The organism is Herbaspirillum frisingense GSF30, assembly GCF_000300975.2.
Classification (GTDB): Bacteria; Pseudomonadota; Gammaproteobacteria; order Burkholderiales; family Burkholderiaceae_D; genus Herbaspirillum; species Herbaspirillum frisingense.
Genome location: NZ_AEEC02000002.1, coordinates 183,365 through 208,449, shown reverse-complemented (window position 1 = coordinate 208,449; position 25,085 = coordinate 183,365). Strand labels below are relative to the sequence as shown.

General features: G+C 55.5%; 18 protein-coding genes. 9 read left to right on the top strand and 9 right to left on the bottom strand.

Features of this window, described 5'->3' with window-relative positions:
- Positions 1-64: 64 nt before the first annotated feature.
- Entirely contained in the window at positions 65-673 is a 609-nt protein-coding gene (locus HFRIS_RS02390; protein ID WP_039874036.1) for a tetratricopeptide repeat protein, read from the bottom strand.
- A 371-nt stretch (positions 674-1,044) separates the two neighbouring features.
- On the opposite strand from HFRIS_RS02390, the gene tssJ reads away from it, so the two are divergent.
- The 3 genes from tssJ to icmH all read left to right on the top strand — a co-directional run bounded on the left by tssJ (position 1,045) and on the right by icmH (position 3,859).
- A complete protein-coding gene (gene tssJ, locus HFRIS_RS02385; RefSeq protein WP_039874033.1) occupies positions 1,045-1,674 on the top strand; it encodes a type VI secretion system lipoprotein TssJ in 630 nt (209 codons plus the stop codon).
- Positions 1,675-1,736: 62 nt separating this feature from the next.
- Positions 1,737-3,083 (top strand): type VI secretion system baseplate subunit TssK, encoded by a 1,347-nt coding sequence (tssK, locus tag HFRIS_RS02380; protein ID WP_039874030.1) that lies wholly within the window; start codon positions 1,737-1,739, stop codon positions 3,081-3,083.
- Positions 3,080-3,859 (top strand): type IVB secretion system protein IcmH/DotU, encoded by a 780-nt coding sequence (gene icmH / locus HFRIS_RS02375; protein WP_006461619.1) that lies wholly within the window; start codon positions 3,080-3,082, stop codon positions 3,857-3,859. Before tssK ends, icmH begins: the two co-directional genes overlap by 4 nt.
- 132 nt (positions 3,860-3,991) lie before the next feature.
- Here the strand turns inward: icmH and HFRIS_RS02370 are convergent, their stop codons facing one another.
- The gene (locus HFRIS_RS02370; protein WP_006461618.1) at positions 3,992-4,258 is read right to left on the bottom strand and encodes a hypothetical protein; all 267 of its coding nucleotides are present in this window, start codon (positions 4,256-4,258) and stop codon (positions 3,992-3,994) included.
- A gap of 301 nt (positions 4,259-4,559) precedes the next feature.
- Between HFRIS_RS02370 and HFRIS_RS02365 the strand changes: the two genes are divergently transcribed.
- From HFRIS_RS02365 to HFRIS_RS24695, 6 genes are all read left to right on the top strand, one after another.
- The gene (locus HFRIS_RS02365; RefSeq protein WP_006461617.1) at positions 4,560-6,083 is read left to right on the top strand and encodes a methyl-accepting chemotaxis protein; all 1,524 of its coding nucleotides are present in this window, start codon (positions 4,560-4,562) and stop codon (positions 6,081-6,083) included.
- 590 nt (positions 6,084-6,673) lie between these two features.
- Positions 6,674-7,363 (top strand): hypothetical protein, encoded by a 690-nt coding sequence (locus HFRIS_RS02360; protein WP_006461616.1) that lies wholly within the window; start codon positions 6,674-6,676, stop codon positions 7,361-7,363.
- A gap of 565 nt (positions 7,364-7,928) precedes the next feature.
- Positions 7,929-8,633: an HNH endonuclease gene (locus tag HFRIS_RS02355; RefSeq protein ID WP_006461615.1), complete on the top strand. Its 705-nt coding sequence runs from the start codon at positions 7,929-7,931 to the stop codon at positions 8,631-8,633.
- Between the two features lie 149 nt (positions 8,634-8,782).
- On the top strand, positions 8,783-9,421 hold the full coding sequence (locus tag HFRIS_RS02350) for a hypothetical protein (protein ID WP_244436249.1): 639 nt from the start codon (positions 8,783-8,785) through the stop codon (positions 9,419-9,421).
- A gap of 35 nt (positions 9,422-9,456) precedes the next feature.
- Positions 9,457-9,738, top strand: coding sequence for a glyoxalase superfamily protein (locus tag HFRIS_RS25995; RefSeq protein WP_338033703.1), 282 nt, complete (start codon positions 9,457-9,459; stop codon positions 9,736-9,738).
- Between the two features lie 61 nt (positions 9,739-9,799).
- Positions 9,800-10,375: a class I SAM-dependent methyltransferase gene (locus HFRIS_RS24695; protein WP_006461613.1), complete on the top strand. Its 576-nt coding sequence runs from the start codon at positions 9,800-9,802 to the stop codon at positions 10,373-10,375.
- A gap of 425 nt (positions 10,376-10,800) precedes the next feature.
- On the opposite strand, the gene HFRIS_RS02345 is transcribed toward HFRIS_RS24695, so the two are convergent.
- The 7 genes from HFRIS_RS02345 to HFRIS_RS25135 form a co-directional block, all read right to left on the bottom strand.
- On the bottom strand, positions 10,801-11,010 hold the full coding sequence (locus HFRIS_RS02345; protein ID WP_006461612.1) for a hypothetical protein: 210 nt from the start codon (positions 11,008-11,010) through the stop codon (positions 10,801-10,803).
- 64 nt (positions 11,011-11,074) lie between these two features.
- A complete protein-coding gene (locus tag HFRIS_RS02340) occupies positions 11,075-12,619 on the bottom strand; it encodes a methyl-accepting chemotaxis protein (protein WP_006461611.1) in 1,545 nt (514 codons plus the stop codon).
- Positions 12,620-13,181: 562 nt separating this feature from the next.
- The gene (locus tag HFRIS_RS02335; RefSeq protein WP_006461610.1) at positions 13,182-21,743 is read right to left on the bottom strand and encodes a glycoside hydrolase family 94 protein; all 8,562 of its coding nucleotides are present in this window, start codon (positions 21,741-21,743) and stop codon (positions 13,182-13,184) included.
- A 343-nt stretch (positions 21,744-22,086) separates the two neighbouring features.
- The gene (locus HFRIS_RS02330) at positions 22,087-22,626 is read right to left on the bottom strand and encodes a hypothetical protein (protein ID WP_006461609.1); all 540 of its coding nucleotides are present in this window, start codon (positions 22,624-22,626) and stop codon (positions 22,087-22,089) included.
- A gap of 275 nt (positions 22,627-22,901) precedes the next feature.
- Positions 22,902-23,099, bottom strand: coding sequence for a hypothetical protein (locus tag HFRIS_RS02325; protein ID WP_039874028.1), 198 nt, complete (start codon positions 23,097-23,099; stop codon positions 22,902-22,904).
- Between the two features lie 75 nt (positions 23,100-23,174).
- Positions 23,175-23,414, bottom strand: coding sequence for a hypothetical protein (locus HFRIS_RS25140; protein ID WP_152486614.1), 240 nt, complete (start codon positions 23,412-23,414; stop codon positions 23,175-23,177).
- A gap of 171 nt (positions 23,415-23,585) precedes the next feature.
- A complete protein-coding gene (locus HFRIS_RS25135) occupies positions 23,586-23,846 on the bottom strand; it encodes a hypothetical protein (RefSeq protein ID WP_146012865.1) in 261 nt (86 codons plus the stop codon).
- Positions 23,847-25,085: the final 1,239 nt, after the last annotated feature.

The window sequence follows — 25,085 nt, the reverse complement described above, 5'->3', positions numbered from 1 at the left end:
ACGCGCCTCATTTTCTGAGGCTACTGATCGATGGGAGACGCTCAACCTGTTCCCGCCTGACCTCTTACTTCAGGTTGATGAACGGATTGGGTCCGCTTCCGCTGCCGACGTCGCTGGCAGGTGCCGGCGCCGTCTTGCGAACCATCTTGCCGCGCGGAGGCGCCGCTGCGGCCGGCTTCCCCGGCACCGATACCGGCGCCTCCCCCGTGATCTCGCGCAGCGTCCTGGTCAGTTCCTGGGCGTCGCTCTTGATTGATCCATTGAGTGCATTCTGCGAGCGCAAGTCCGCGAGCGACTTGGTGGCCAGGCGTAGGCTGGAAAGGGTCAGGATGCTGTTGGCACCCTTTTCGGAAGGGTCCCGCTTTATTGCCTCCTGAGCGTTGATGATGGCGTCGCTGTAGTCACCTGCATCGAAGCAAATCTGCGCAATGCGCAACCAGGGCGTCTTGTCTGCAGGGAAACGCGAAGCCAAGGTTCTTAGCATCTTCACGGCATCATCGGTCCGACCCTCGACCAGTGCCGCCTCGACCTTTTCCACACTGCTTTCCAGGCTGCTCTTGGCTTCTGCCTCCGCCCCCTGCTTGGAGTCGCTGTTGGCGCACCCCGTCATCATCAATGCCAGCGTCAGCAGAGCTGGAATCAACAGATCTATTCGTCTCTTTCTTGCATTCATGGGGATTTAATCCTTAGATTTTTAATTCTGGAGAACCTATCCGATCTCTCACATGCATTCGAATGGAGAAGACCGGAAGATATTCGGCTTGTCACGACTTTTAAACTTGGAATGAAACGCGGCGATGAATTTCTGGTGAAAATTGGCGCTTCATTCATTCCGGCTCTTCAGTCACGCCACGTTTCAATTTCCGCCATCGGCTTGCTGCTAAGACTTAGTTTTTAAGTAAGGCAACTGAGGATCACTCGAATGTATCCCATAGACCCCTTTTACAAAATGGAGCCACTCCATATGTGAACGCTTCCTAAAAGTTTTTCGGCACGCGGGAAATTCACGCCAATCAGAAATCAGATAAAACATGCGGGGTAAAGTTGAATAAACGACAGAGAAATGCTGTGGCACTGGGATTGATCATCTCTTGCATCACCGGCTGCGCCGCAGTGGGCGCGGCTTCCAAGGTGGGGCAGGTTGCCAAGTCGACACTGGAGGCACTGGGCCTGAAGAAGCCTGACGCGCCTGAAGTACCGGATGCGATGAAGCAGCCACGCAAGGTACTCATCAAGCTGCATGCTTCCAAGGCGCTCAACATGGATTCGCAACAGCGTCCCCTGGCATTGGTCGTCAGAATTTATAAATTGAAACAGATCGTTAGTTTCCAGCAGGCGTCATATGACGCCTTTCTGAATCCGCAAAGGGAGAAAGAGGTTCTGGGAGCCGATCTGCTGGAGGTAAAGGAAGTCACGCTAGTGCCAGGACAACGCTACGAAGTCGATGAAAAGGTGAGCTACGAGGCGGGATATATCGGTCTGGTGGCGCTGTTCATCAATCCAGATCAGCAACGTTGGCGGGCCACCTTCAGGGCCGACGAATCCGAAAAGAACGGCATTACGGCAGGCTTGCAATCCTGTTCGGTCACCGTAGGTGCGGGGGCTATTGCGGTGGATACCCTGGGTAAGCCACTGGACCGGAACCTGATGCTCGCGCCAGTCGAGTGTCATTAGAAATCAACAATCTATTAACTGCAGATCACGATGCGACAATCATCAATTACGGAGCTAACCAATTGAACCATCCCAACAAGGTACTCTGGGGCGAGGGCCTTTTCCTTCGACCTCAGCACTTTCAGCGTCAGGATCATTACCATGAAATGCGTCTGCATCAGACCGCGCTCGCTCTCAATCCCTATTGCTGGGGTGTTTTATCCCTGAAGATCGATGGAGACGCACTTAACAACAGTACCCTTCGTCTGCTGGAGCTGTCGGCAATCTTCCACGACGGAGAAATCTTCAGGGCGCCAGACGGGGATGACCTCCCGGCCCCCATCGAACTGACAGAAATTCCGCTGTCCCAAAACTCCATCACCTTTTATGCGGGATTACCGATGCTGAAAAGCTTCGGTAGCAATTTCTCCGTTGGCACCGGAAATCAGCAATCCACCCGCTATATTCAGGATGGCGTCCAGACGCCGGACCTGTTCACGCAAGCTGCCAAAGCAGAAGTAAGCTACCTGAAAAAGGCAGTACGCCTGGTGTCAGAAAACGAGCCCCGAGATTCATTGGTCTGCATTCCTGTGGCGCGCCTGCGTCGCGCGAGCGGGCCTGGCTTCGAGTTGGACCCCGACTTCGTTCCGCCCAGCCTGTCAGTGCATGCGTCTACCTTGCTGTTCCAGCGCCTGCGACGCCTCATGGACGCGCTGCAAGCCAAGGTCAGCGCCCTGTACGGGCATCATCGCGAGCCTAGCAAGAGTGTGGTCGAATTCCGTTCTGGCGACATCACATCGTTCTGGTTATTGCATACCGCCAGTACCGCTTATGCCAATCTGTCGCACTACCTGAATCATCCGATGCATCACCCGGAGCGCCTTTTTGAACAGTTATTGTCACTGGCCGGATCGCTCATGACCTTCTCGCGCAGCCTGGCCCTGTCCGACCTTCCCCCTTACGATCACCGCGATCCGGGGCCGGCTTTCGCAAAGCTGGACGCGATCATTCGCGAGTTACTCGATACCGTAATCTCTTCTCGCTATTTTGCGATTGCCTTGAACGAGAGCAAGCCGTCCTACCATATGGGCATGCTGGACTCAGGCAAGATCGACGAGAAGACCAACTTCTACCTCGCGGTCCATGCAGACCTGCCGGCAATCGAACTGGTCGATATCGTACCGTTGCGCTTCAAGATCGGCGCACCTGACGATGTTGAAAAATTCGTGCTGGCGGCGCTGCCCGGCGTCAAGCTTGTGCACTCTCCTCAGGTGCCAGCTGCACTACCGGTTCGGCCCGACACCTATTACTTCACGCTCGAGAGCAAGGGCGCGATGTACGAGCGCATGCTTCAGGCACAGTCGATCTGCATCTATGTGCCATCCGGCATTCGTGACCTCAATATTGAACTTCTGGCGGTGACCCAATGAACACGACAACCATCCCTTCCCTGCTGGATCCTGCGGATTCTTCGCCCACTTATGAAGCCGGCGCGCCGATTAACGCCAGTTCGCTCCTGGACCTGATGTACGACGGCTTTTATGCGTTGTTCATGCTCAAGAACGGTGGCACGCCGGTGGACGAGGTGTCATTCATGGCGAAAATACGAAAGTTTCTGGGAGATGTCGAACGCGGCGCCAAGAAACTGGAAGTGTCGCCCGAGGATGTCTATGCAGCCAAATATGCCTTCTGTGCTTCCGTGGATGAGATTGTCCTGCGCTCTAATTTCAGCATCCGCGATACGTGGCAACGCCGCCCCCTTCAGTTGGCGATGTTTGGTGATCAATTGGCAGGTGAAAATTTCTTCAATCGGCTAGAAGATCTGCGCGTTCGCGGTACCGCCCGACTCCAACCATTGGAAGTCTTCCATATGTGCCTGCTGCTGGGATTCCAGGGAAAATATGCGCTGGAGGGGCCGGAAAAACTCGATTACCTGACCGCTCGACTGGGTGATGAGATTGCCCACCTGAAGGGCAAGACTGCCGGGTTCGCACCGAATGGCGAGCGACCTGATGCCATCGTCAACAAGTTGCGCAACGATGTGCCGTTATGGGTAGTCGCTTCCCTATTTGCATTGACCGCTATGTTTGCCTACATAGGACTGAACTGGACCCTGACCAAGGGCACCGAAAATCAGCTGGCCGGCTATGCCGATATCGTCAAACTTGCCCCGCGGGCAGCCAACCTGACTATCACCTTGCCCTGAGCTTGAAGAGCCAGATTTCTGTGGGGAATACCAGAGGCCTCCATGGCTGCCGATTTTTCGATCACCAACGGATCATCGGCAGCACGCTCAGGATCTCTGACACAAGCCTAGATCAGCCCGGGCCAGGCTGGATCAGCGCAGGAAAACCAACTCTGCATAGCTAGGATTGGCGTGCTCACGCTGATAACGCTTGAGGTCTTCCCTGACCTGTTCGCGGGTGAGCCCTGTATATCCCTTTTCAGCAATTTGCGAGCCGGTAACGCTGGCAACCCGCTTGACCGCCGACTGCTCGGTAGATGTACCTGATGGGATGTCGGCTGCGTAGGCTGCATGGGCCGCGAAGGCGGTCAAGGCCAAGCTAATGGCGACCGCGCAATGACGAATGGTGATGTTGCTCATGATCTACTCCTCGGTGAATGCAAGCGGACATAGCCCTATGCTTATCCTTTATCAATGCTGCATTCTCATGCGAGAAGTCTATCGGTCCGGCCAGGAGAGAAAAACCGGTGAACGGGTAATGCTGTATTGCGGCACTTGAAAGAATGTGCACGCGAATCTTGTCTGTCTTGCAGCAGTTAGAGCATCAGTTAGATCATCAAATTGCGAGCTGAACCGGTTTTTACCGCTTCCACTTACCTTTCCATGTCGCTAATCGCGGTCAGAATCTGGTAATCCTATAAATACTATTCAAGGAACAGGTATGAGAATCGGCACGCGGCTCGGTGGTTCATTCATGCTGGTCACGCTGCTTGCCTGCAGCCTGATCGTCGCTTCAATTCTGATCCTGAACCAGATCGGACGACACTGGGAAGACTTTTCGGGCACCGTGCTGAGCAAGCAGGACTATGCCACCCAGGGTTACATCAAACTAGGCGATGGTGTACAGAACTTCAAGAACTACGTCGTCCGCGGCAAGGACTATGACAAGCACTTCCTGGCCGATATGGATGCCATCAACCGGCTGATGATCGAGTACCGCAAGCTTGGCGTAGATAATCCCAAGGAAGATGAACTGCTGCAGAAGATCGCTACAGGCGAAAAAAATTACCGAGAGGCATTAGCGAAGGCGCAAGGCATGAAGTCAGCGGCTACCTCCGTGACGGAAATCGATGCTTCCATCAGTGGCGCTGACAAGGTATTGGCGGCAGGCTTTTCCGGTTTGCTGGCGATCGCGCGCGAGAATGCCAACGGTACTGGCCGGGATATCTCCAACGCCATCAGTACCGGCAAGTCCATCGACCTGGCCGTCGGTGCGCTGGTGATGGCACTAGCCGCCTTATTGGCGGTGCTGGCAACGCGTTCGATCACACGACCGGTGCACGAGGCAGTAAGAATCGCCAAGACCGTCGCCGCGGGTGACCTTGGGAGCCGGATCGAAGTCACTCGCAAGGATGAGACCGGTGAACTGCTGCAAGCACTCAAGGATATGAACAGCAGCCTGCAACGCGTGGTCGGTGGCGTGCGCACTGGCAGCGATACCATCGTCACGGCCTCGACGCAGATCGCTGGTGGCAATCTCGATCTCTCCGCACGCACCGAGCAACAGGCCAGTTCGCTGGAAGAGACGGCGGCGGCGATGGAGCAGATCACTTCGACCGTGAGACGTAACGCTGATCATGCGCGCCAGGCAAATGCGATGGCAGGCTCGGTCTCCGAGGTGGCGTCGCGCAGCGGACTGGTGGTTTCCGACGTAGTCAGCACCATGGACGAAATCCAGGCCTCTGCCCGCGAAATCGAGGAGATCATCTCTGTCATCGACGGCATCGCGTTCCAGACCAATATCCTCGCGCTCAATGCAGCGGTGGAAGCAGCCCGTGCCGGTGAGCAGGGACGTGGCTTTGCGGTGGTGGCCTCGGAGGTACGCACCTTGGCCCAACGCTCGGCCACAGCGGCAAAGGAAATCAAGGCGCTGATCGGCAACTCGGTCGAGAAGGTGGAAGACGGCAGCAGGCTGGTCAGAAGCGCCGGATCGACCATCGAGGAACTGGTAACAAGCGTACGCAATGTCACCCAGATCATGAGTGAAATCTCGGCCGCCAGCGGCGAGCAGGAAGCCGGGATCGAACAGGTCAACCAAGCCATTGCGCAAATGGACACTGTGACGCAACAGAACGCCGCCCTGGTGGAAGAAGCCGCTGCCGCCACCGAAGCATTGAAGGAACAGGCGCGACGACTGGCACAGTCGGTAAGCGTATTTCGCCTGGGCGGGGGTAAGCTTGTGTGATCGAGGAACCGGGACGCACGCGGTGTAATGAAGCTGACCGCAGCGATTCGTTGAATCGATCAGCTACCGTTGCGCGGTAACTGATCGATTCTCTGTGCAAGCGGATTAAGGAAATCCGTCTCTTGTCGCCTCTAACTGCCCCACAGCTTGAAGGCAAGGCTTTCACCATGAGCTGAAAGTCACACCAAGTGGTATGGCACGAAGGGCATTTACCATCTTTTTGAGTCCCTCGTTACCCCATTCTTCGATCTCGCATGGGGGATATAAAACGACCGGTCGACCTCCGCTACCGTTGTCTTACCCTGGATCACGTCTGTCGCCAGTCCCGCTGCGCTTGGCTGCCAAACCCGCGAATTCTTCTTTCATGGCCTAGCTCGTTTTGACTTTCTCTCGGAGTTATCCACCGAGCTGGATTTTTAGTGGGTCATTACAGAACTACACTGCAGAAAATTTCCCAGCTCCCGGCAATCTGCCGATTTGAAATGCAATCGCTGACGTTGCCTCATCAGGAAGACCCCGATCGTTCAGACAAAATTTTCTGAATAGACTGCCCCAAGGCTGTTCTAAAGAAAACGACAAGGGGGATTACCGTGGCAAACAACAATAAACTAATCCGACCTGCTCTTCTGCTTGTCGTGCTGGCTGCGATTTCGACTGGAGAGGCATATGCAATCAACCTTGGTCTCAGCACCGAGGTCGGTACCACTGGCGCGGGAATACACGTCAGTGTGCCGATCACGCCCACCCTCAATGCCCGGGTTGGTGCGAACTACTTTAACTATTCTTTCTACTCGCGCATTTATCGTATTGGTTGTGAAGCCAGTGCCAAGCTCCGCACCTTTGATGCGTTGATGGATTGGTTCCCGTTCGAGAACGGCTTTCGCTTGACTGCTGGTGCGATTTATAACCGCAACACCGTTGACATCGAAGGCAAGCCTGATGAAAACAATAACTACCAGCTAAACGGTACTGACTATTCCGCAAACCTGGTTGGCAAGATCCACGGCAATGTCGCGTTCAAGAAATATGCGCCCTATCTAGGCCTCGGCTATGGCAATGCGACCGCACCTGACAAAGGCTGGGGGTTCACAGCGGATGCGGGGGTGATGTTCCAGGGGCGCGCAAGTACCTCGATCGACAGCACGAATTGCACGCTGGGTTCAGCCGGTTGCGCACAACTGGCATCGGACATCGCTACCGAAAACATCAAGCTCAATGACAAGCTGCGCGGCTATCGCATGTACCCTGTTCTACGCGTAGGTATGCGCTACACCTTCTGATACCGGCATAACACCCGCAACGACCACAACCGGCCGCCTCGTGAAAAGTGCGGGGTAGATTTTTCATCACCCCACTCACTGCTACGTATTGATGGATTTTCTTCCCGCTTCATGTGGAGGAGAATTGCGCGGTTACGGCGTGCCGTAGATTCGGCTTTGGATATGCCTATTAAGCTATGCGCAGTCGACTTGACAGGATGTCGGCAGGGAAAGAGCCGGAATGGCGAAGCAAAATAAAAAGGCTCTCCGGTCGGAGAGCCTTTTAGATACTGGTGCTGGCTGCAGGACTTGAACCCGCCACCCCCTGATTACAAGTCCGGCGCGAATTCCAATCATTTCAAATACTTAGCTCATCTTTTGCTTCGCAATCAAAAAATTTTGCACCTCGCAAGCCCTTATTGGGCCTCGGTCGCTTGAAAGTTGCGAAGCGGAATTTTCATTTCCAGATGCGAATGTTTGTTACAGTCGCTGATGTCCGCAATCGGCATGAGCGGACATAGTGGTAGATTGTTCTCTACCTAACACCGTGTCAGAATGATCGGGTCTAACCCGATTCTCTTAGAACATGAATTTCTACGACTGGATGATTTACAAAGGACTGTCAGAGTCGTCAGCGAGGAGCTACGACGGTGCGCTCCGCGGTGTACTCTCCGAATGGGCTATGGACAACGATTTGATCTCTGGCCCGCTGAGCGCCTCGACCAATGCTTTAGACTTTGAAGCCCTTTCCCGAGACATCCAGAAACTGCCCATTTTCAAAGAAAGAAACGCTCGTGGGCATCACATGTACAGCGCTACTTTGTCGAAGTTCTCTGAATACCTAACGGGCAATGGGAGCGACGATGTACAAATCGATCTTGAACAGATCATCAGCGACACCACCACGACATTGACCGAGAAAACGGCTTTAATAAAATCTAGAATTGGGCAAGGCGCATTCCGAGAAAAGGTATTGCTACATTGGGCCCGCTGTGCTGTTACGGGATTCAGCGACACCAGTCTTCTTGTCGCGTCTCATATCAAACCGTGGAAAAAATCGACGAACAGTGAGCGATTGGATCCGTGGAACGGATTGCTGCTTTCGCCAAACCTAGACAAGGCGTTCGACAAAGGCTTTATTACCTTCGAGAAAAAGGGGTACATCCGCCTTTCTCCTCTTCTCTCCGATGCAGCCAAACTTGGAATCGTGCCTTCGATGAAGATCGAACTGAGGCCCGAGCACGAGAAATACATGGCTCACCATCGAGCAGAGGAATTCAAAAATGGGTAATCCGGCTTGCAATACTATGTGATGTCAGCGTCCAATTTTTTGCGAGTAGCAGCTGACTTTCTTCTCTTCACCATACGGCTTAATGAGACGTGATTGCTACATTCTCGACCTGCCATTCAAATCGGTAAGCATGTGCTCAAGTGTCGTGCATGGATTTCAGTCGCAGACCGGTATCGGCCAAGAGTGAACCTTTATACATTTCTGACGAAGAGCACATGCGCGTAACCAAACTTGACAGTGCCCGTAGGCAGCTTGTTACAGCAATTCGCCTTTTCTTTGACGGCGGTGACTTTGTCTCTGTGTACTCCCTAGCCTCGAATGCATGGGAGGTCATCGATGCACTATGTGAAAAAGCAAATGTAGAAAGCTTCTCAAAGGAGGCACGTGAGAGCTTGCAGGCGGGGCACACACTGAAATATTACATAAATGAGCCCTGTCGAAATTTCTTCAAACACGCCAACCAAGACCCGGACCCTGGTAGCTCCGTTGAACTGAGTGTATCCAACGTACAGGCTTTGCTATTTCTAGCAGTGGAAGACTATTTACGGTATCGGAGAGGCGGCCCCATAGAGGCGCAGGTCTTTCAGGCATGGTTTGTCGCCGTGTTTCCAGAAAAGATTGCAGATAATCCTGATGCACAATCGAAATTGAAGCACGTAGGACGTGCGTTTCCCGGCATTACCACCCTTGCATCGGTCGATCAGATTAAGATGGGACGGGAAGTACTTGAGGCCGCGTACAAAGATGAAGAGGTTGTGGGTGACCCGAGAACTGAACCAAGCCTCTAAGATCAGTCTTTTTGTCCACCAAGCTATTAAGAGCTATGTCCGCTTCGGGTGGTCTCCCGAATGTGGTGACTGTTCGCAGCTTTTCCCATACTGCAGAGGTCTATACTGCTCCGAACGCCCGAATTCTGCCAGTTGCGGGCAGAGTGCGAATCGGCGTCGTCTGTGTAAGTAAATTAAGTTCTCAATCCATGAAAGGCCGTCCATATACGGGATATTTTCCTGAGGTCCAGGCAACTCCCTGGGGCAGCCGAGATATGTCGATTCTGGACCCATTTGGTAATCGAATCGTTTTCACTACTGACGCCGAGAGCAATTAACGGCGCCTGTCGGACAGAAGCCGCCGTTATGTGTGTGCATGTCAAGCCAGAGAAATCATAAATGGACAATGCAAAGACCTGGGAAGCAGTTGCTTCAGAATTTGCCGCCGCTCGATCCAGTGTTGGGGGTGAGATCGTGCGGCAGTGGGCTAACGGCCTTAAGCCGGGCAGTGAGGTGGTGGATATTGGTTGCGGATCAGGTGTGCCAATTTCTCAAGCGTTAATCAATGCCGGCTTTACTGTCTTTGGGATCGATGCCTCCCCGACACTTCTAGCGATGTTTTGCCAACGATTTCCCCAAGCGCGTGCACGTTGTGAAACGATTCAGAGCAGCACACTTTTTGACCGAAAGTTTGACGGCGCGGTCGCCGTCGGACTTCTTTTCCTTCTTTCTGCGAGTGATCAGCGACGGATGATTGACAAGGTCGGACAAGCTCTTCGACCAGGTGGGCGCTTCTTATTTAGCACCCCACGCACCCAATGTGAGTGGAAAGACATTCAAACAGGGCAGCTATCGTTATCACTAGGAGAAGTGGAGTACAGGCACATGCTGAATACGGCAGGTATGCTTCTTAGGAATGTGTATGTCGACAAGGGCGGTAACCACTATTTTGATGCCGTCTTGACGCGTAGCTAAAAATGAGCTGCTCAAGATTTTCCGCTTTCGACCAAGAGCTGTCGCAACGTTATCAACCAATTGCTATTCAAGGAGCCCTTTCGATAAGCGCTTGAATTCAGCGCGAGGGCTTTCACTTGGCGCCGATCCGATAAAGATCCTCTCAGAAAATCACTATGGCTCCGCGTTCAGTTCTTTGGATCGTCGCAATGTAGGAGCTGGGCCCTAAAGTGGCAAATTCCGTGCCACTAGTGCATATACTCCAAGCTATCGTGGGGCGCACTGGATCTTGGGTCACGCGACAAGTGATTGTCACAATCGCTGACACGGTCAAGCTTGCGGAAGCTGTCGCCGCTCCAGTGTGTTGTGAGATCGCACTTAGAAGCGATATGGCGGTAGATGCTATTAATGCTTCTCGAAAACTCCGTATGGACATTAGCCTTCTTTTAATGGAACTGTTGTATTTGTCTTTTGATCTTGCTGATAGTATCTAAAACCACCTGTTCAAATTTCTGCGCTTCTTCCTCTTCCATTTCGAAGGCCACTTGATCCAAAGCTTGCGACAGTTCATGCAAGTCGTCTTTGAGCTTTTCCATCGCCTTCAGGAGCAGAGCCATGTCGTCAGAAGATAACTGTTTGATGGGGTCAATTTCCATTTGAATCTTTCGCTGAGTAAATTGGCGGCGCTATCAATGTGGCGCCTGAGACTATGGAACGGGCCTAGATTTTGAATGTGGCGACCACTTTGGAAAGGTCTACGGACTCTAGCTGCAGAGATTGAGCTGCGGCAGTAGCTTCTTCTACAAGAGCTGCATTCTGCTGTGTGACGTTATCCATCTGGTTGATAGCCATGTTGACCTGACCAATACCTTCACTTTGCTCGATACTCGCTGCGGATATTTCTGATACCACGGCTGTGACCCGTTTAACGCTTTCCACAATATCTCCGATAGTTTGGCCCGCTTGTGTCACCAGTTGACTACCAGTCTCCACTTTCTGGACCGAATCTCCAATCAGAACCTTAATCTCTTTCGCAGCGGCGGCACTCCGTTGCGCTAAGCTGCGCACCTCACTGGCGACCACCGCGAAGCCTCTGCCTTGCTCACCCGCGCGTGCCGCTTCCACCGCTGCATTGAGCGCTAGGATATTGGTCTGAAATGCAATGCCGTCAATCACGCTAATGATGTCCACCACTTTCTTAGAGGAGTCATTGATTTGACTCATTGTTGAAATAACCTGATCGACAACAACGCCGCCTTCGCTCGCAATCGCCGACGCGGATGCGGCCAGGTCATTAGCCTGCCGCGCGTTATCAGCATTTTGCTTAACGGTGGAAGTAAGTTCTTCCATCGCGGCAGCGGTTTCCTCCAAAGACCCCGCTTGCTCTTCGGTGCGGCGTGACAGGTCATGATTTCCGGTAGCGATTTCGGTTGCGGCAGTTTCGATATTGCTTGTGCCGGCTCGAACGCGCGTGACGATTGATGCCAAGCTTTCGCGCATGGTTCGAATTGCAAACAAGAGGCTAGTGCTATCGCCTTGCTTGGTGCGAACCTCAATTGAGAGATCGCCGCTCGCAATTTTGGCCGCTATCTCCGCCGCGTAACTAGGTTCGCCGCCGAGCTGTTTAAGCAAGCCCTTTGTAATGAGGAGCGCGATGGCGGTGCTGGCGACGAGTGCGATGCTGGCTAAAGTCAAGATCACTGCGCGCGAATGGTCTGAGGTCTGACTGGCGCTCGTTCGCGCGACATCGGCTTCGCGCTTAACTCGGGCCAATAACAGGTCCATGTCAGCAACAATCTGGCGGCGCAATGGACTGCACTCATGAACCAGGAAGTCCCCATATTCACTCATCTTGCCAGCTTCGCGATAAGCACGCGGGCGCCGCAATTCTTCAGCCATCTGAAGTAAACCTTTGCTGACCGCCTCGAACTCCTTGTTCTCAGCCATGGTGGTCCGTAGTTCCTTGAGCGCAGCAAGGTATATTTCCTTTTGCTGATCGACGATAGCGAGCTCCTTTTGTGCGTCGCTATCGGATTTGAAGATGTATGCGTTACGGGCGGCTAAGCCAGTCTGGCCAAGTGCTTCACGCATCACGTAAATTGGCCCCAACTTATCAACCTGCACGTCGTTACCCCTCTCCATAGCAGTAGTAACCGAATTCAGGCTGGCCCAAGCGATTGCGGCAAGGATCACCATCAACATCAGTAACGAGCCAAAGCCAGCCGCCAGCTTTGTCCCAATTTTCATATTCATGATGGCTTTCATTGCGCATCCTTTCGTTGTTGAACTATAAATGTTTAATTTGGTTTAGGATCATATAAATCAATAAATTCAGTTTATTTGTTTTTATTTGGTTTTTCTATCGAATTTTAGGATGAGCTACCGCTTTTCGCGGCGAAACCACTTCTATTTTCCCTATTGACATATGCGATGGATCGAGTAGCGCCGCAGTGCGCGTCAAAACGCGTCACATTTGAGGTCGGTCTGCTGAGACGCTCGGCCAGGCTGGGCAGAGGTGGGCGGCTGATACAAACTTGAGTTAAAACCGCCCTATGTAGCGGGCAGGCGCGGGGTGGGGGCAACTGCGCGCGCCGCCTCCCATACGCTTTAAAGTTGTTTTTTTAATAACTTTCCCGCGAGTACGGGCTGCGATGACCTGGTGAGCCACAGATCTGGCCTGGGCCAGCATCGACGAGTTTGTCGCATTTGGGAGGCTGGTCCGTTACTCGTCAGAGAAAAAATACATGGACACCCGAAGGCGGTGAAGAATAAGTCGAAGCCGTTTTCTGCTGGCTTTCATTGCCGGGTCAGTGGGACAAGCATACCTTCACAACGTAGCAACCAGCCGGTGCTCACCCGGTGTGACGGGCACTCGCAATGCGCCACCATCGCAGGTGAGTGGCATGCCGTCCAGTTCAGCTGCCGAGATACCGGCGCAGCGCATCCCCGGCGATTCGACCTGGATGATGTAGCGTGCCGCACCCAAGACGATTTTTGCCTCAAAGCCAGGCCAACCGGCTGGAATACACGGATCGAGGATTAACACCTCGCCTTCGCGGCGAATGCCTAGAATCCCCTCCATACCCGCACGGTGCATCCAGCCAGCGGCACCGGTGTACCAGGTCCAGCCGCCCCGGCCCTCGTGCGGCGATACCGAATACACATCGGCAGCCACCACGTACGGCTCCACGCGGTAGCGCGCCGTCTGAGCAGGTGTCCGAGCATGGTTGATAGGATTGACCAGAGCGAACAGGGCATGGGCGTGCGCGCCCGCCTGCGGGTCGCCGCGTAACTGCGTGAACGCTAGGATGGCCCACATGGCCGCGTGGCTGTATTGACCTCCATTCTCACGTAAGCCCGGCGGGTAACCCAAGATGTAGCCAGGATCGCTCTGTGTGTGGTCAAAAGGTGGGGTAAAGAGCAACGCCAGCCCCGCCTCTGGCAGCACCAGGTGCGAGCGCAGCGAGTCCATCGCCATCTGTGCGTGGTCAGGATCGGCGACTCCTGACAGTACGGCCCAGGATTGGGCGATCGAATCGATGCAGCATTCCTCGCTGTGGCGGCTGCCCAGCCACGTGCCATCATCGAATATGGCGCGCCGATACCAGGCGCCGTCCCAGGCCTCGCGCTCCAGCGAGGCCGTCACAGACTGGACATGGCCCCGCCAGCGCGCGGCACGGGTGGGGTCGCGTGCCTCGGCCAGAGGAGCGAAGAGGATCAGCGTGCGTACCTGCAGCCAGCCGAGCCAAACGCTCTGACCCCGGCCTTCCTGGCCCACACGATTCATGCCATCGTTCCAATCGCCGGTCCCCATCAGCGGCAGCCCTAATTCGCCAGTGAGGTCGATACTCTGGTCCAATGCGCGCGCGCAGTGCTCAAACAGCGTTGTAGACGTGCCTGCGAGCATCGGTTGGAAAAAGGCATCATGTTCGCCTACCTGCAACGCGGGGCCTTCTAGGAAGGCGATGGATTCGTCAAGTACCGCTGTATCGCCCGAGACGACCACATAGCTGGCCGCGGCGAAAGCCAGCCAGATGCGGTCGTCCGAGATTCGCGTGCGCACGCCTTGGCCCGAATGCGGCAGCCACCAATGTTGCACGTCGCCTTCGAGGAACTGACGGCCTGCAGCGCGCAGCAAGTGTTGACGCGTTTCTTCAGGCCGCGCGAATGTGAGCGCCATGCCATCCTGCAGTTGGTCTCGAAAGCCGTAGGCACCGCTGGCCTGATAGAACGCCGAGCGGGCCCAGATGCGGCAGGCCAGCGTCTGGTAGAGAAGCCAACCGTTGAGCAGGATGTCCATCGCACGGTCTGGCGTGCGCACTTGCACGGCACCGAGCAGCCCTTCCCAATGGTCACGCACCCGCTGCAGTTCGGCTTCCAGATCAGTCTCACGCCAGCGCGCCGCTAGTTCCAAACTTTCCTGCGCGCTGCCGCATTGCCCGAGTAGAGCGATGATGTCTACCGACTCACCGGGCCGCAGCACCAGGCTACACTGCAGCGCAGCACAGGGATCCAGGCCCGCACCCACCGTACCGGACAGGGACGCGTGGCTCTGCAATGCAGCGGGTGCCGCCAGACTGCCGCGGTGGCCAAGGAATTCTGTACGGTCAGCGGTCCAAGTGGTCTGCAGACCCGCGAGATCGGCGAAAGCGACTCTACCCGGAAAGGCTGTGCTCCAGGGATTGCGCGCCAGCAGCACGCCGCTGGCTGCATCGATCTCGGTAAGGATGAAGGGTGCGCAAACCGCACGCGAGGCGCCCAACACCCATTCTGCATAGGCCGTGACGGATAGGCGCCGCGTCTGTGGGCTGAGATTGTGTAAGGTGAGGCGCGACACCTTAATTGGGTCGTCCAGTGGCACGAACTGCAGCAGTTCAAGCGCGATACCGTGCGCCTCGTGCGTGAAGCGGCTATAGCCATGACCGTGGCGTGCAACGTAGGTACCGCCGTCGCGGATTGGCTGCGCTGTAGGGCTCCAGAGCTCGCCGCTCGACTCGTCTCGTACGAAAAACGCCTCGCCGGTCGGATCGATCACTGGATCGTTGGACCATGGGGTAAGTTGATTCTCACGGCTGTTACCGGCCCAAGTACTTGCGCTGCCATCGGCCGAGACCTGGAATCCGAAGGCAGGGTTGGCGATGACGTTGATCCAGGGGGCGGGGGTGGTCTGTCCGTCGGTGAGTACGGTGACGTATTCGCGACCGCCCTGATCGAAGCCACCGATTCCGTTGAAGAACTCCAGCCGCACCGTTTCTGTGCTCTGCCCCTGCCTCGTCAGGTTGGAAGATTGGGTATAGGCAGCTAATTCGAGCCCTGCACTTGCGTAGTGCACCGTCTCCGGCAGGAGACCGATTTGCCGAGCGATGTCGCCCCGACGCGCTAGCAGCAGCACGCGAGCTGCTGAATGCAGCAAGGCCCGGGCTGACACATCCATCAGATCTGCGCGCAATGTATGGACCACCCCCTGGGCTATCGTCTCGCCGTGTGGTCGAAGGGGCGACTGGCTCCGGCGCACGGCCGTTTCGATAGCGGACTGCAGATCCTGCACATAAGAGGAAGCTCGCTCATTAACGATCACCAGATCGACGCTCAGCCCCTTCATTCGCCAGTACTCATGCGCACGAAGTAGTTGGCGCACCTGAGCAATATCCTCGATGTCATCGATTCGCAACACCACGATTGGCAAGTCGCCGGAGATCGAGTGCCGCCACAAGCCCGACTGCGGGCCTGCACCACGAGCGATCTCCTCGGCCGGTGGGCGGAAGCGTGTATCCGCATAGAGGATAGGTGCCGCCAGCCGCTGGAAGTCTGCGGCTTCGTCGGCTTCGACGCCGATGTGTCGCAACTGTACCTGGGCCTGAGTCCAGGCCAAGGTCCGAGCACGCTCGAAGGCGCTACGGTCATGGTGCTGGTCCACCAATTCCAGTAGCGCTTCGCGAGTAGGCGCCACCAGCGTCCAGAAGGCCAGGCGCGCCATACGACCGGGCGCGATACGCACGCGGTGTCGCACCGAGAAAACCGGATCGAGTACCGTACCGGCCGTACCAGACAGCATGGCTCCGTCCGCCATGGCTTGCGCCGTGGCGGATGTACGACCTCGGCCCAGGAACCGTGCCCGGTCGGATTCGTACTGCACGGGTGCCGTGACGATGCCTTCGACCACGGCGAAGTGTGCGGCCCAGATCCGCTGCTCGTGCGGCCCGCGAGGGCGTCGCGTAGCGATCAGGGCACCGAACTCTGGGAGATATTCAGTCTGCACGAACATCTTGGAGAAGGCCGGATGGGCATCATCACTCGCGGGCGACGCCAACACCACCTCAGAGTAGGAGGTGAGTTCGATTTCACGAGTCTTGCGGCCTGTATTGACGACTGTGACGCGGCGTACCTCGCCGTCAACTTCGGCGGACACCAGCACCTCCATTGTGGTCGTCAGGCTGCCGTCGTGCCGCGTAAAGGCGGCGTGGTCCTCGGCGAAGACTACCTCGTAGCTATCGGGTGACACGGCCAGCGGCTGCGCCGCAGCGGACCATATCTGACCGGTATCCGTGTCACGTAGATAGATGTAGGCGCCCCAGTCGTCGCGGGTCGCGTCTTCGCGCCAGCGCGTCACAGCCAACTCACGCCAGCGGCTGTAGCCAGCACCCGCTGCGGTGAGCATAACGGCATAACGCCCGTTGGACAGCAGGTGCGTAGCAGGGGCCGCCGTAACAGACGGGTCTATGTGCCGTACCGCGTGTAAGTCACCATGTGGATTGGTTGCGCCAGACAGCACCTCTTCAGCGCGCGCACGCGCCACAGAGACGAGGCGCGGCATACGCTCGTGCAGCAGCAATTCGCAGGCCTGGATCATCGGTTCACGATGGAAGCGTTCCCGCATGCGGGCGCCCTGGAGTGTATTGGCGATTGCGACAAGTGTCATGCCCTGGTGATGCGCCATAAAGCTGCGTACGATGGCGACCTGCGACCCGCCGGGCAGGCGGGCACGGGTGAAGTCGAGCGCCTCGTAAAAGCCATAGCGCCCGAGCGCACCAAGCGTCTGCAGGTACTCAAAGTTGCGTTGTGCGAGTGGTGCATCGACCATGGTAGCGAGACCGGTCGCGTAAGGCGCGATCACCAGATCCTGAGCCAGCCCGCGTTTTAGGCCCAGGCCTGGCACGCCAAAGTTGGAGTACTGGTAAGTAAATTCCAGGTCGCGAGCGTTGTACGCCGACTCGGAGATGCCCCACGGCACGCTCATCCGCCGACCGTAGGCCATCTGGTGCTGCACGATCAGGCGATTGGTCTGCTCCAGTAGGCTACCTGCCGGTGCGCGCATCACCAGCGAGGGCATCAGATACTCGAACATCGACCCTGACCAAGATACCAGGGCCGATCCACGTCCTACGGGGATGGCTGTCCGATCCAAGCGGAACCAGTGGCGCGTGGATACGTCGCCCTTGGCGATTGAGAAGAGGCTGGCTAGTCGCGCCTCAGAGGCTAGTAGGTCGTAGCAGTTGGGATCGAGCACGTTCTCCACTGCGGCATAACCTATGGAAAGCAGTTTGCGTTCAGGATCCAGCAAGAAGGCGAAGTCCATCCCTAGCGCTAGCGCACGCGCCTGTTGCGCCAACGCCTGCCAGCGGGCATCGATAGCATTCGCCGCGACGCCGAATGACTTGGCGTCGCGTGCCTGTTGCTCGATCCGCCCTTGCAGCGCATTGGTCCAGAATAGAAGATCGTCACCTTCCGCTTGTATTGCCGGGACCAGTGCCTGCGCTTCTTCTGCCGCCTTATCGGCCAGGCGCTGAAATACCGGAAGTGACATGCTGGCAGGATCGTGGAACCCTGCCTCGATCTCGGCAAAGACGCTCAGCAGCCGCTGTCCCTGTGCCCCTTGGGTCGACGGTTTAGCAGACGCCGACTCCCGGGCTAGCGCGAGTGCGTCGCTCGCACCCTCCGTCCAATCCGTCGACAGCGACGCACCCATCCATTCTTCGCAGGCATTAGCTAGTACGATCAAGTGGCCGGCGAGGTTACCGCTGTCCACAGACGACACATACGCCGGTGCAAGCACCTGGTTCGTGCGCGTGTCATACCAGTTGTAGAAATGGCCTCGGAACCTTTCCAATGTCTGCAAGCTGACGAAAGCCGCTTCCAGACGCTCGCAAGTCTGCAGGGCACCAGCCCAGCCAAAATCGCGGGCCGCCACCGTCGACAGCAAGTACAAGCCTATGTTGGTGGGCGAGGTGCGGTGAGCGATCACTGGCTTCGGATCTTCCTGAAAATTGTCCGGTGGAAGCATGTGCTCAGCCGGCGTCACGAAGGTTTCGAAAAAACGCCAAGTGCGACGTGCTGTAAGGCGCAGAGCCAAGGTATCTGTGAATTCGGGCGCACCGGATGTCACGATCGGCGGGCGGCGGCTGACGCGCCAGGCCAAGACCGGCGCTGCGACCCAGAGCGCCGACAGCGGCAACACAATTGCGCATGCTGCAGGAAAGAACACGCTAACGCCCACGGCGAATACTAGGGCTAACAGCACGCCACCGGCCATCTGGCCATAGAAGCCAGCTATACCGGGGCGCGGGCGAGCGGCGGACTGGGCTGCGGTTGTCCATTCCAGCAGATGCCGATGCGTCGCGTAGAGTCTGATCAGGGTACGCGTGATAGCATCCATCGTGCGCCAGGTCTGATCCGGAAGCAGAGCTAGCGTCCAGAGTGTCTGCATTACGGCTAACCGAAGATCGCTGGCCAACCGGCGTAGTTGGCTACCCAGCCCGATGCCCGCGCGCGTTGGCGCTAGTCCGGAGATGTGGGGCAGAAAGAACGGCACCGCCAGTGCCAGTACCAGCATCCCCATGGCTTGTAATGATTGAGGCCAGGGCAACCAAGCGCACAGCGCTAGAGCCAGTAGGCTCGTGGGCGCCAGCAGGGAGCGCCGCAAGTTGTCGATCATTTTCCAGCGGCCCACTGGCGGTAGGGTCGCACCTGAATGGCGTCGCCCGAGTATCCAGGGCAGGAGTTGCCAGTCGCCGCGCGTCCAGCGGTGTTGGCGCCTGGCAGCGACGTCGTAGCGGGCAGGGAATTCTTCGACCACTTCGACGTCCGAGGCAAGCCCCGCGCGAGCGAACACGCCTTCGAACAGGTCGTGGCTAAGCATCGTGTTCTCAGGAATACGCCCAGCAAGCGCTGCCTCGAAGGCATCGACGTCGTAGATGCCTTTACCGGTGTAGGATCCCTCACCGAAAAGGTCCTGGTAAACGTCAGACACGGCGGACGCGTAGGGGTCCATGCCACCCGAACCGGCCGAAATGCACTGATAGAGCGATCCCTCGCGGCCCAATGGCAGTGTTGGTGTCACGCGTGGCTGCAAGATGGCGTAACCGCCCACTACACGCTGTTCGGCATTGTTCCAGCGCACACAGTTCAAGGGGTGAGCCATCTTGCCGATCAGGCGCAGCGCTGCGTCACGGGGCAGTCGGGTATCGGCGTCCAACGTGATGACGTAGCGCACTCTGGCAAGGATCTCGGGTTGATGAGCTTTGTCGGCAGCACCACCCAGCGACATAAAACTGGTGTCAGTTGCGCCGCGCAATAATCGATTGAGTTCATGGAGCTTTCCACGCTTTCGCTCCCATCCCATCCATCGGTTTTCACTTGCGTTGAATCGGCGCTGCCGGTGCAACAGGTAAAAGCGCTTACCACCTGGGGCTGGTCCATACCGTTGGTTAAGTGCGTCGATGGCGTCCTGCGCAATGCCAATCAGGTAGGCGTCACCGTCTAGCACTTCCGAATCTGCATCAAGGCCGTCCGATAGCAGAGCAAAAGATAGGTCACCACCGGCACCAGACAGATGGTGAACTTCAAGGCTCTCGATATGCCGGCGCAGTTCCGCCTCGCCGGAGAGCAGCGTGGGCACGACAACTAGTGTGCGCAAATGGGTTGGAACCCCGTCGGCCAGCGCCAAAGCCGGGAGCGTCACTGCGCCAGCGCGGGACGCAATTGCGCGCTGGACCAGCGCTGTGGCTACCTCGGTCGCGGGAATGAATGCGGCCATCGCGAGCACCGCCAGCAGCCCTGTGGGAGCTATCGCCAAGCTGCCGATGCCAAACATGGCCCAGAACGCGAGACCCAGCAGCATGGCCGCGAGCGCGAGGATGGCGGTCACGTATCCGCTAAGCCCGACACGGACAATAAAACGGTCGATGCGAAAAACCAGTGGCTGCCGGAATCCGATGGCATGCTCTAATTCGCTGCGTCCCTCGGCGATCAGGTAATGACCGGGATCTATCCTGCTGGAGTTCTGGACGAGAAGCTCAGGCGACTTCGACGAAGCCGCCTGCGCCAACGCCAACGCTCGCTCAACAATAGCGAGTTCGGATAACGGTGATCCCCGAGCCAGTTGCTCGATCGCCGTACGGTAGCGATTGCGTGTGGGGAAATCCATCTCCGCGAAGGTGCTGCTAGCGCGCAGACGCGTGTCCACTAAGCTAGTGCTCTCGAACATATCTGCCCAGTCGATGTCAGACATCAGGCGCATGCTGGTGATGACGTTGCGCACCGAGACGTTGGAGGCACCCTGACGCTGCTGTGCATGCAGGATAGCCTGGTCAGCATCCGTGCCCTGGTCACGCAGCCGCTCATCCAGCCACTGTAGGGCAGGCGTGACGCGCGGGTCCTGGTCGCGCAGACGCTTGGCGAGCTGTGCCGCGAAAAGTTCGGACACAGGGCTGCTCGCGCGCGTGGCGATATCTTGGTTCAACGCGGCATAGGCTGCGCCCGGTTCCAGTAAGCGGTCGGCGAGCCTTTGGGCATCGGCGCGCGCCGCGCGTCCGACAGTGATCTGATCGGCCAATCGGCGCAAGTTCTCCACCAGCACGATACGTAGGGTGATCGCCACAGCCCATAGTTCGCTGATGTCCAGTGGTTGGACCTCCTGGTAGGCTGCAATAAAGCGGCGGAGGACGGCAGGATCGAAGTGGCTGTCGGTGTGGGCGACGAATGCCCACGCAATTCCGAAGACGCGTGGATAGCCCGCCAACGGACCATCTGCCAGCTTGGGCAACTGCTTATAGTAGCCGGGCGGTAGGTCGGTGCGAATCTCGCGCACCTGCGCTTCAACAACGTGATAGTTATCCAGCAGCCATTCAGCGGCCGGGACTACACGGCGTCCAGCAGCCACTTCTGCGGCACCTGCGCGATAGGCCAGCAGCAGATCAACGGCGTTTTCGCGCAACCGATTGTGCAACGACCGAACCCGAGGTGGATGGATGCTAACTAACTGAGCCGTCGCGAGGCTGCGCGCGTGCTGCTCTAGGCGCTCGATGCCGAACAGTTCCTCGCGCACAGGTGCGGTATCGGCCCACGGATCTGGGGCGGAGCGTTGGGACGCAAATTGAAAAAATCGGCGCATGTTGGCCTTTCAGGGCACCGCAGGGAGAGACGCCCCGCGATAAACCCGCTGTGAAGAAGCAAGGCCGTATAGCCCCAGAGGCAAAGGCTAGGCGATGTGGCCCAGCGGTTGTCAGGATTTTTATGATTAAGAATCGTTTTCACTACAGTCCTTGATGAGCGCGCTGCACCGGGACTGCTGGCACTGGTTTTTTCTTAGGTTTTTTCGGTTCTCGGTTGCCGCGCTTTTGCTCTTTTTCTGCCATGGGAAACTCCTACTATTGGGATATCGGCCCGCTATCACGGGCAAGGTGCACAACCATTCAACACAAATGGCTGGCATGTGCATCAGGAAAGGGCCTGGATCAGCGATTCACTTCCACATCGAAATGATCATCCAGCGGGGTTATCGCAAACAATTGTCCTTTCCACGGCTCAATCGAATCATCGAAAATTGAAATCGACATTTCCTTTGCGCCAGTAGATTCACGAATAAATTGAGCTATTGCTTTTCGACAGACGATAATCTGACTTTCTAGATTGATAGGTGCGTTTCGAATTTGAAACTCTGTTCGTGTACGGCTGCTTCCTAAACCACTAGTTACTTCAATAACCTCGATCTTCCCAATCCGCAGCCATACGAAGCCAGCCTCATGGCCTCTATCTTCGAAATGAAATCGCATGTCAATCTCCTCATTTAAAAAGGCCGCAACTGCGGCCCCTTTAATAAATTGGACTGCCTGCCCACACACAACATTACCGCGAGCGATCAGCCTTCTCAGTCTCTCTCGTGTAGTTCCTGCGATAGATGTCACCCCCTTCATAGCGGCGTGGGCCAGCGTCACTTTGCTGATCAGCTTGCTCTTGCTTTCCCTTCTCGCCATCGCGTGAAGAATAGCGACCATCGTTAGATTTCGACGTCTTCTCCTTGTGGAGAGTAAATCCTTGCTGCTCCAGTCGATGAGAGCCTTGGGTCTTATTGAAGTTTGACACGATCATTCCTTCGTATCGCGGTCAGGTTAAGGATTCAATGGAACAGGCCGCGATGTCCGTTGTCGCGATATTTGATCGCGAAAATCATTCAATTAAAATGCTGTTCATCCATATTAATGAATGAAAAATGACGTGAAAGACAAGGGCAACAATTGAGGCTCTCTGTCCGACGGATAACGTACGAGATCTAGTCCTCTTGAATCGCTAGTCCTTCCGACTCAGCTGCTAAGATTGCTTGTTGATCTCGAACAGCGTCCGCTCCGAAGATTTGGCTGGCAGCCAATTTCTCATCATTTCTCGTCGACAAGTCCGCCTCAACACCTTTTTCTGGTGAGGAAACAGTCTTTATGAAAGAAAACTCACGCCACCGGTTTACCTTGCTCATAACTTCTCCTACTAATAGGGATATCGCACTGGACTCAGGCGATACCATCAAAGGTTTCAAAGGCGCGTACAACTACTATGCATGCAAAAGCGGCTTCAGATTAAAACGGGTAATTACCGCTTCGCACATGTTGACGCCCTGCTCAAGCAATACCGCTTCCGCGCGGTAAACTCCTGCGAGATTCTTCTTTGAAAAAATCTGATGATCGCGTCGTTGAATCGAAATGCTATTCATTTGCCACCCATCTGAGTGGTGCGAATATCTGAGCTCGTAGGAAAAGTTTCCGGAGCTGTCTACAGTTTGAAAAATGGACATAGGAATCCTGAGTTAGGGTGGCATTTCTGGCGATCTTTTCGGCGACCTGGGATAGTATTTTTATTCGAATTACCCTGAAAGTTCGCAAGCCGATATTCGGCATCGATCAATTTTTTTCCATGCCTAACCCTTACTTAGTCCACGGATTCTTTACAGCCAACTTTTGCAAGATCAGTCGCGGGAACCTGCTTTTTTCACCAATGTAAGGTGGTCTTTATTAGGCTTTTCATATAGCCCTTTAGAGACTTCATGCTGCTGAGGTTGGGAACCATTACTTCCGACATCATTAGCAGGTTTACGAATGCGATCCTCGCCCCCACCTACTTGCTCTTGATTCGGTTTATGCCCTTGATGCTGCTGCGGATGTCCGCGTGGCGACAAATGTTCTCGGTCTTCGTTTCTTTGATCCATGGGTAGTTTGGTATCTGACATATTCGTCCTTTGTGTATTGTCTATGTATAAGAGTTTCAGGTCTGGGAAGATCCTCCGCATGGGCCGCCCATCAGTTCGGTGGCTCCCAAAAAATAGGTGTCAAAACCCGATATTTCATTTCAATTTCTCAGCTATTTTTTAATCTTTACTGACGTGACCCGTCGAAAGCTGTTCGGACTCATTGGCCACCCCAACTTCTTTTCACGAAAGCTCAGCGCCTTTGCACTAAGAGTTGTGGAATCTTTGATCTCGCTATTTTCAAAATAACAGTCGCCGTGTTCTCGTCGATGCTTATCTATTGCTGCCACAATTTCGTCACTGTTAAAGCGGCCATTAGAGTAATTTCGCATTTCTGCCTCCAGGCAGGAAGAGGTGAATGAAATAAGACGATCGATGCCTTCGCTCAACTTCAAGAAAGTTTTGGCGAGAGCCAAACTTCTGGCCCCAAGCAAGGTGGCGACACCAAATTCGGAATACTAAAACCGGTTTGCGGACGATGTATATGCGCACTTTCGCGCTCTAGTCCTCAGACGAAATGGGAGGCCTTGCGTTACAAAGGTCGTTTGTCTTTCCACGACTACGCGCGAGGTCCTCAAGAACTTGCTGAATGCATTCGATATCCGCAAGCTGCCCCGAATAGTCTACGTAGAGAGCACTTCCCGCAACCAGAAAATTTTGGTGATCGGGAACCGGCTCCGCCATTCGAAGGCGATTCATCTTGTTCATATGATTCTCCAATGGGAAAGATAGCAAAGCATCTCAACGGAGGGACTCAATGAACTGAAGAGGCGGCAGAGTCGGGATGGGGGAAACGAATCAAGCGAGTTGCTTTTTACCTGACCTTGATTCGCAAAGGGATGCACAGACCTTACTCCCATTACTTCTCTAAAACGGAAATGCACCTCATTTATTTTTCTATCGGTGGAGTCATGGTGATAGCGTCGAGACATGCGTCCTGTCCAATTATTTTTCCGACGCAGTAAAGGGCGCAGAAATCGTGTTCAAATGGCACCTCTCAATAGAAGATCTAATGAAGAAGCGATTTAACGAAAGCACTGCCAGCCTCAAGGAGCTAACAACAACTATGCCGATGAGCTCAACGGTTCACGCAGAAATTGTACGAAGGAGGGTTGTTATTAGACGGCTCGTCGAAGACGCAAGAGAAGAAACGAAGCTAAGACGAAGTGATCTCACGTAATTTTTAGGGCCAATCTTCGATTTTTTACCGTCGGGCCCATC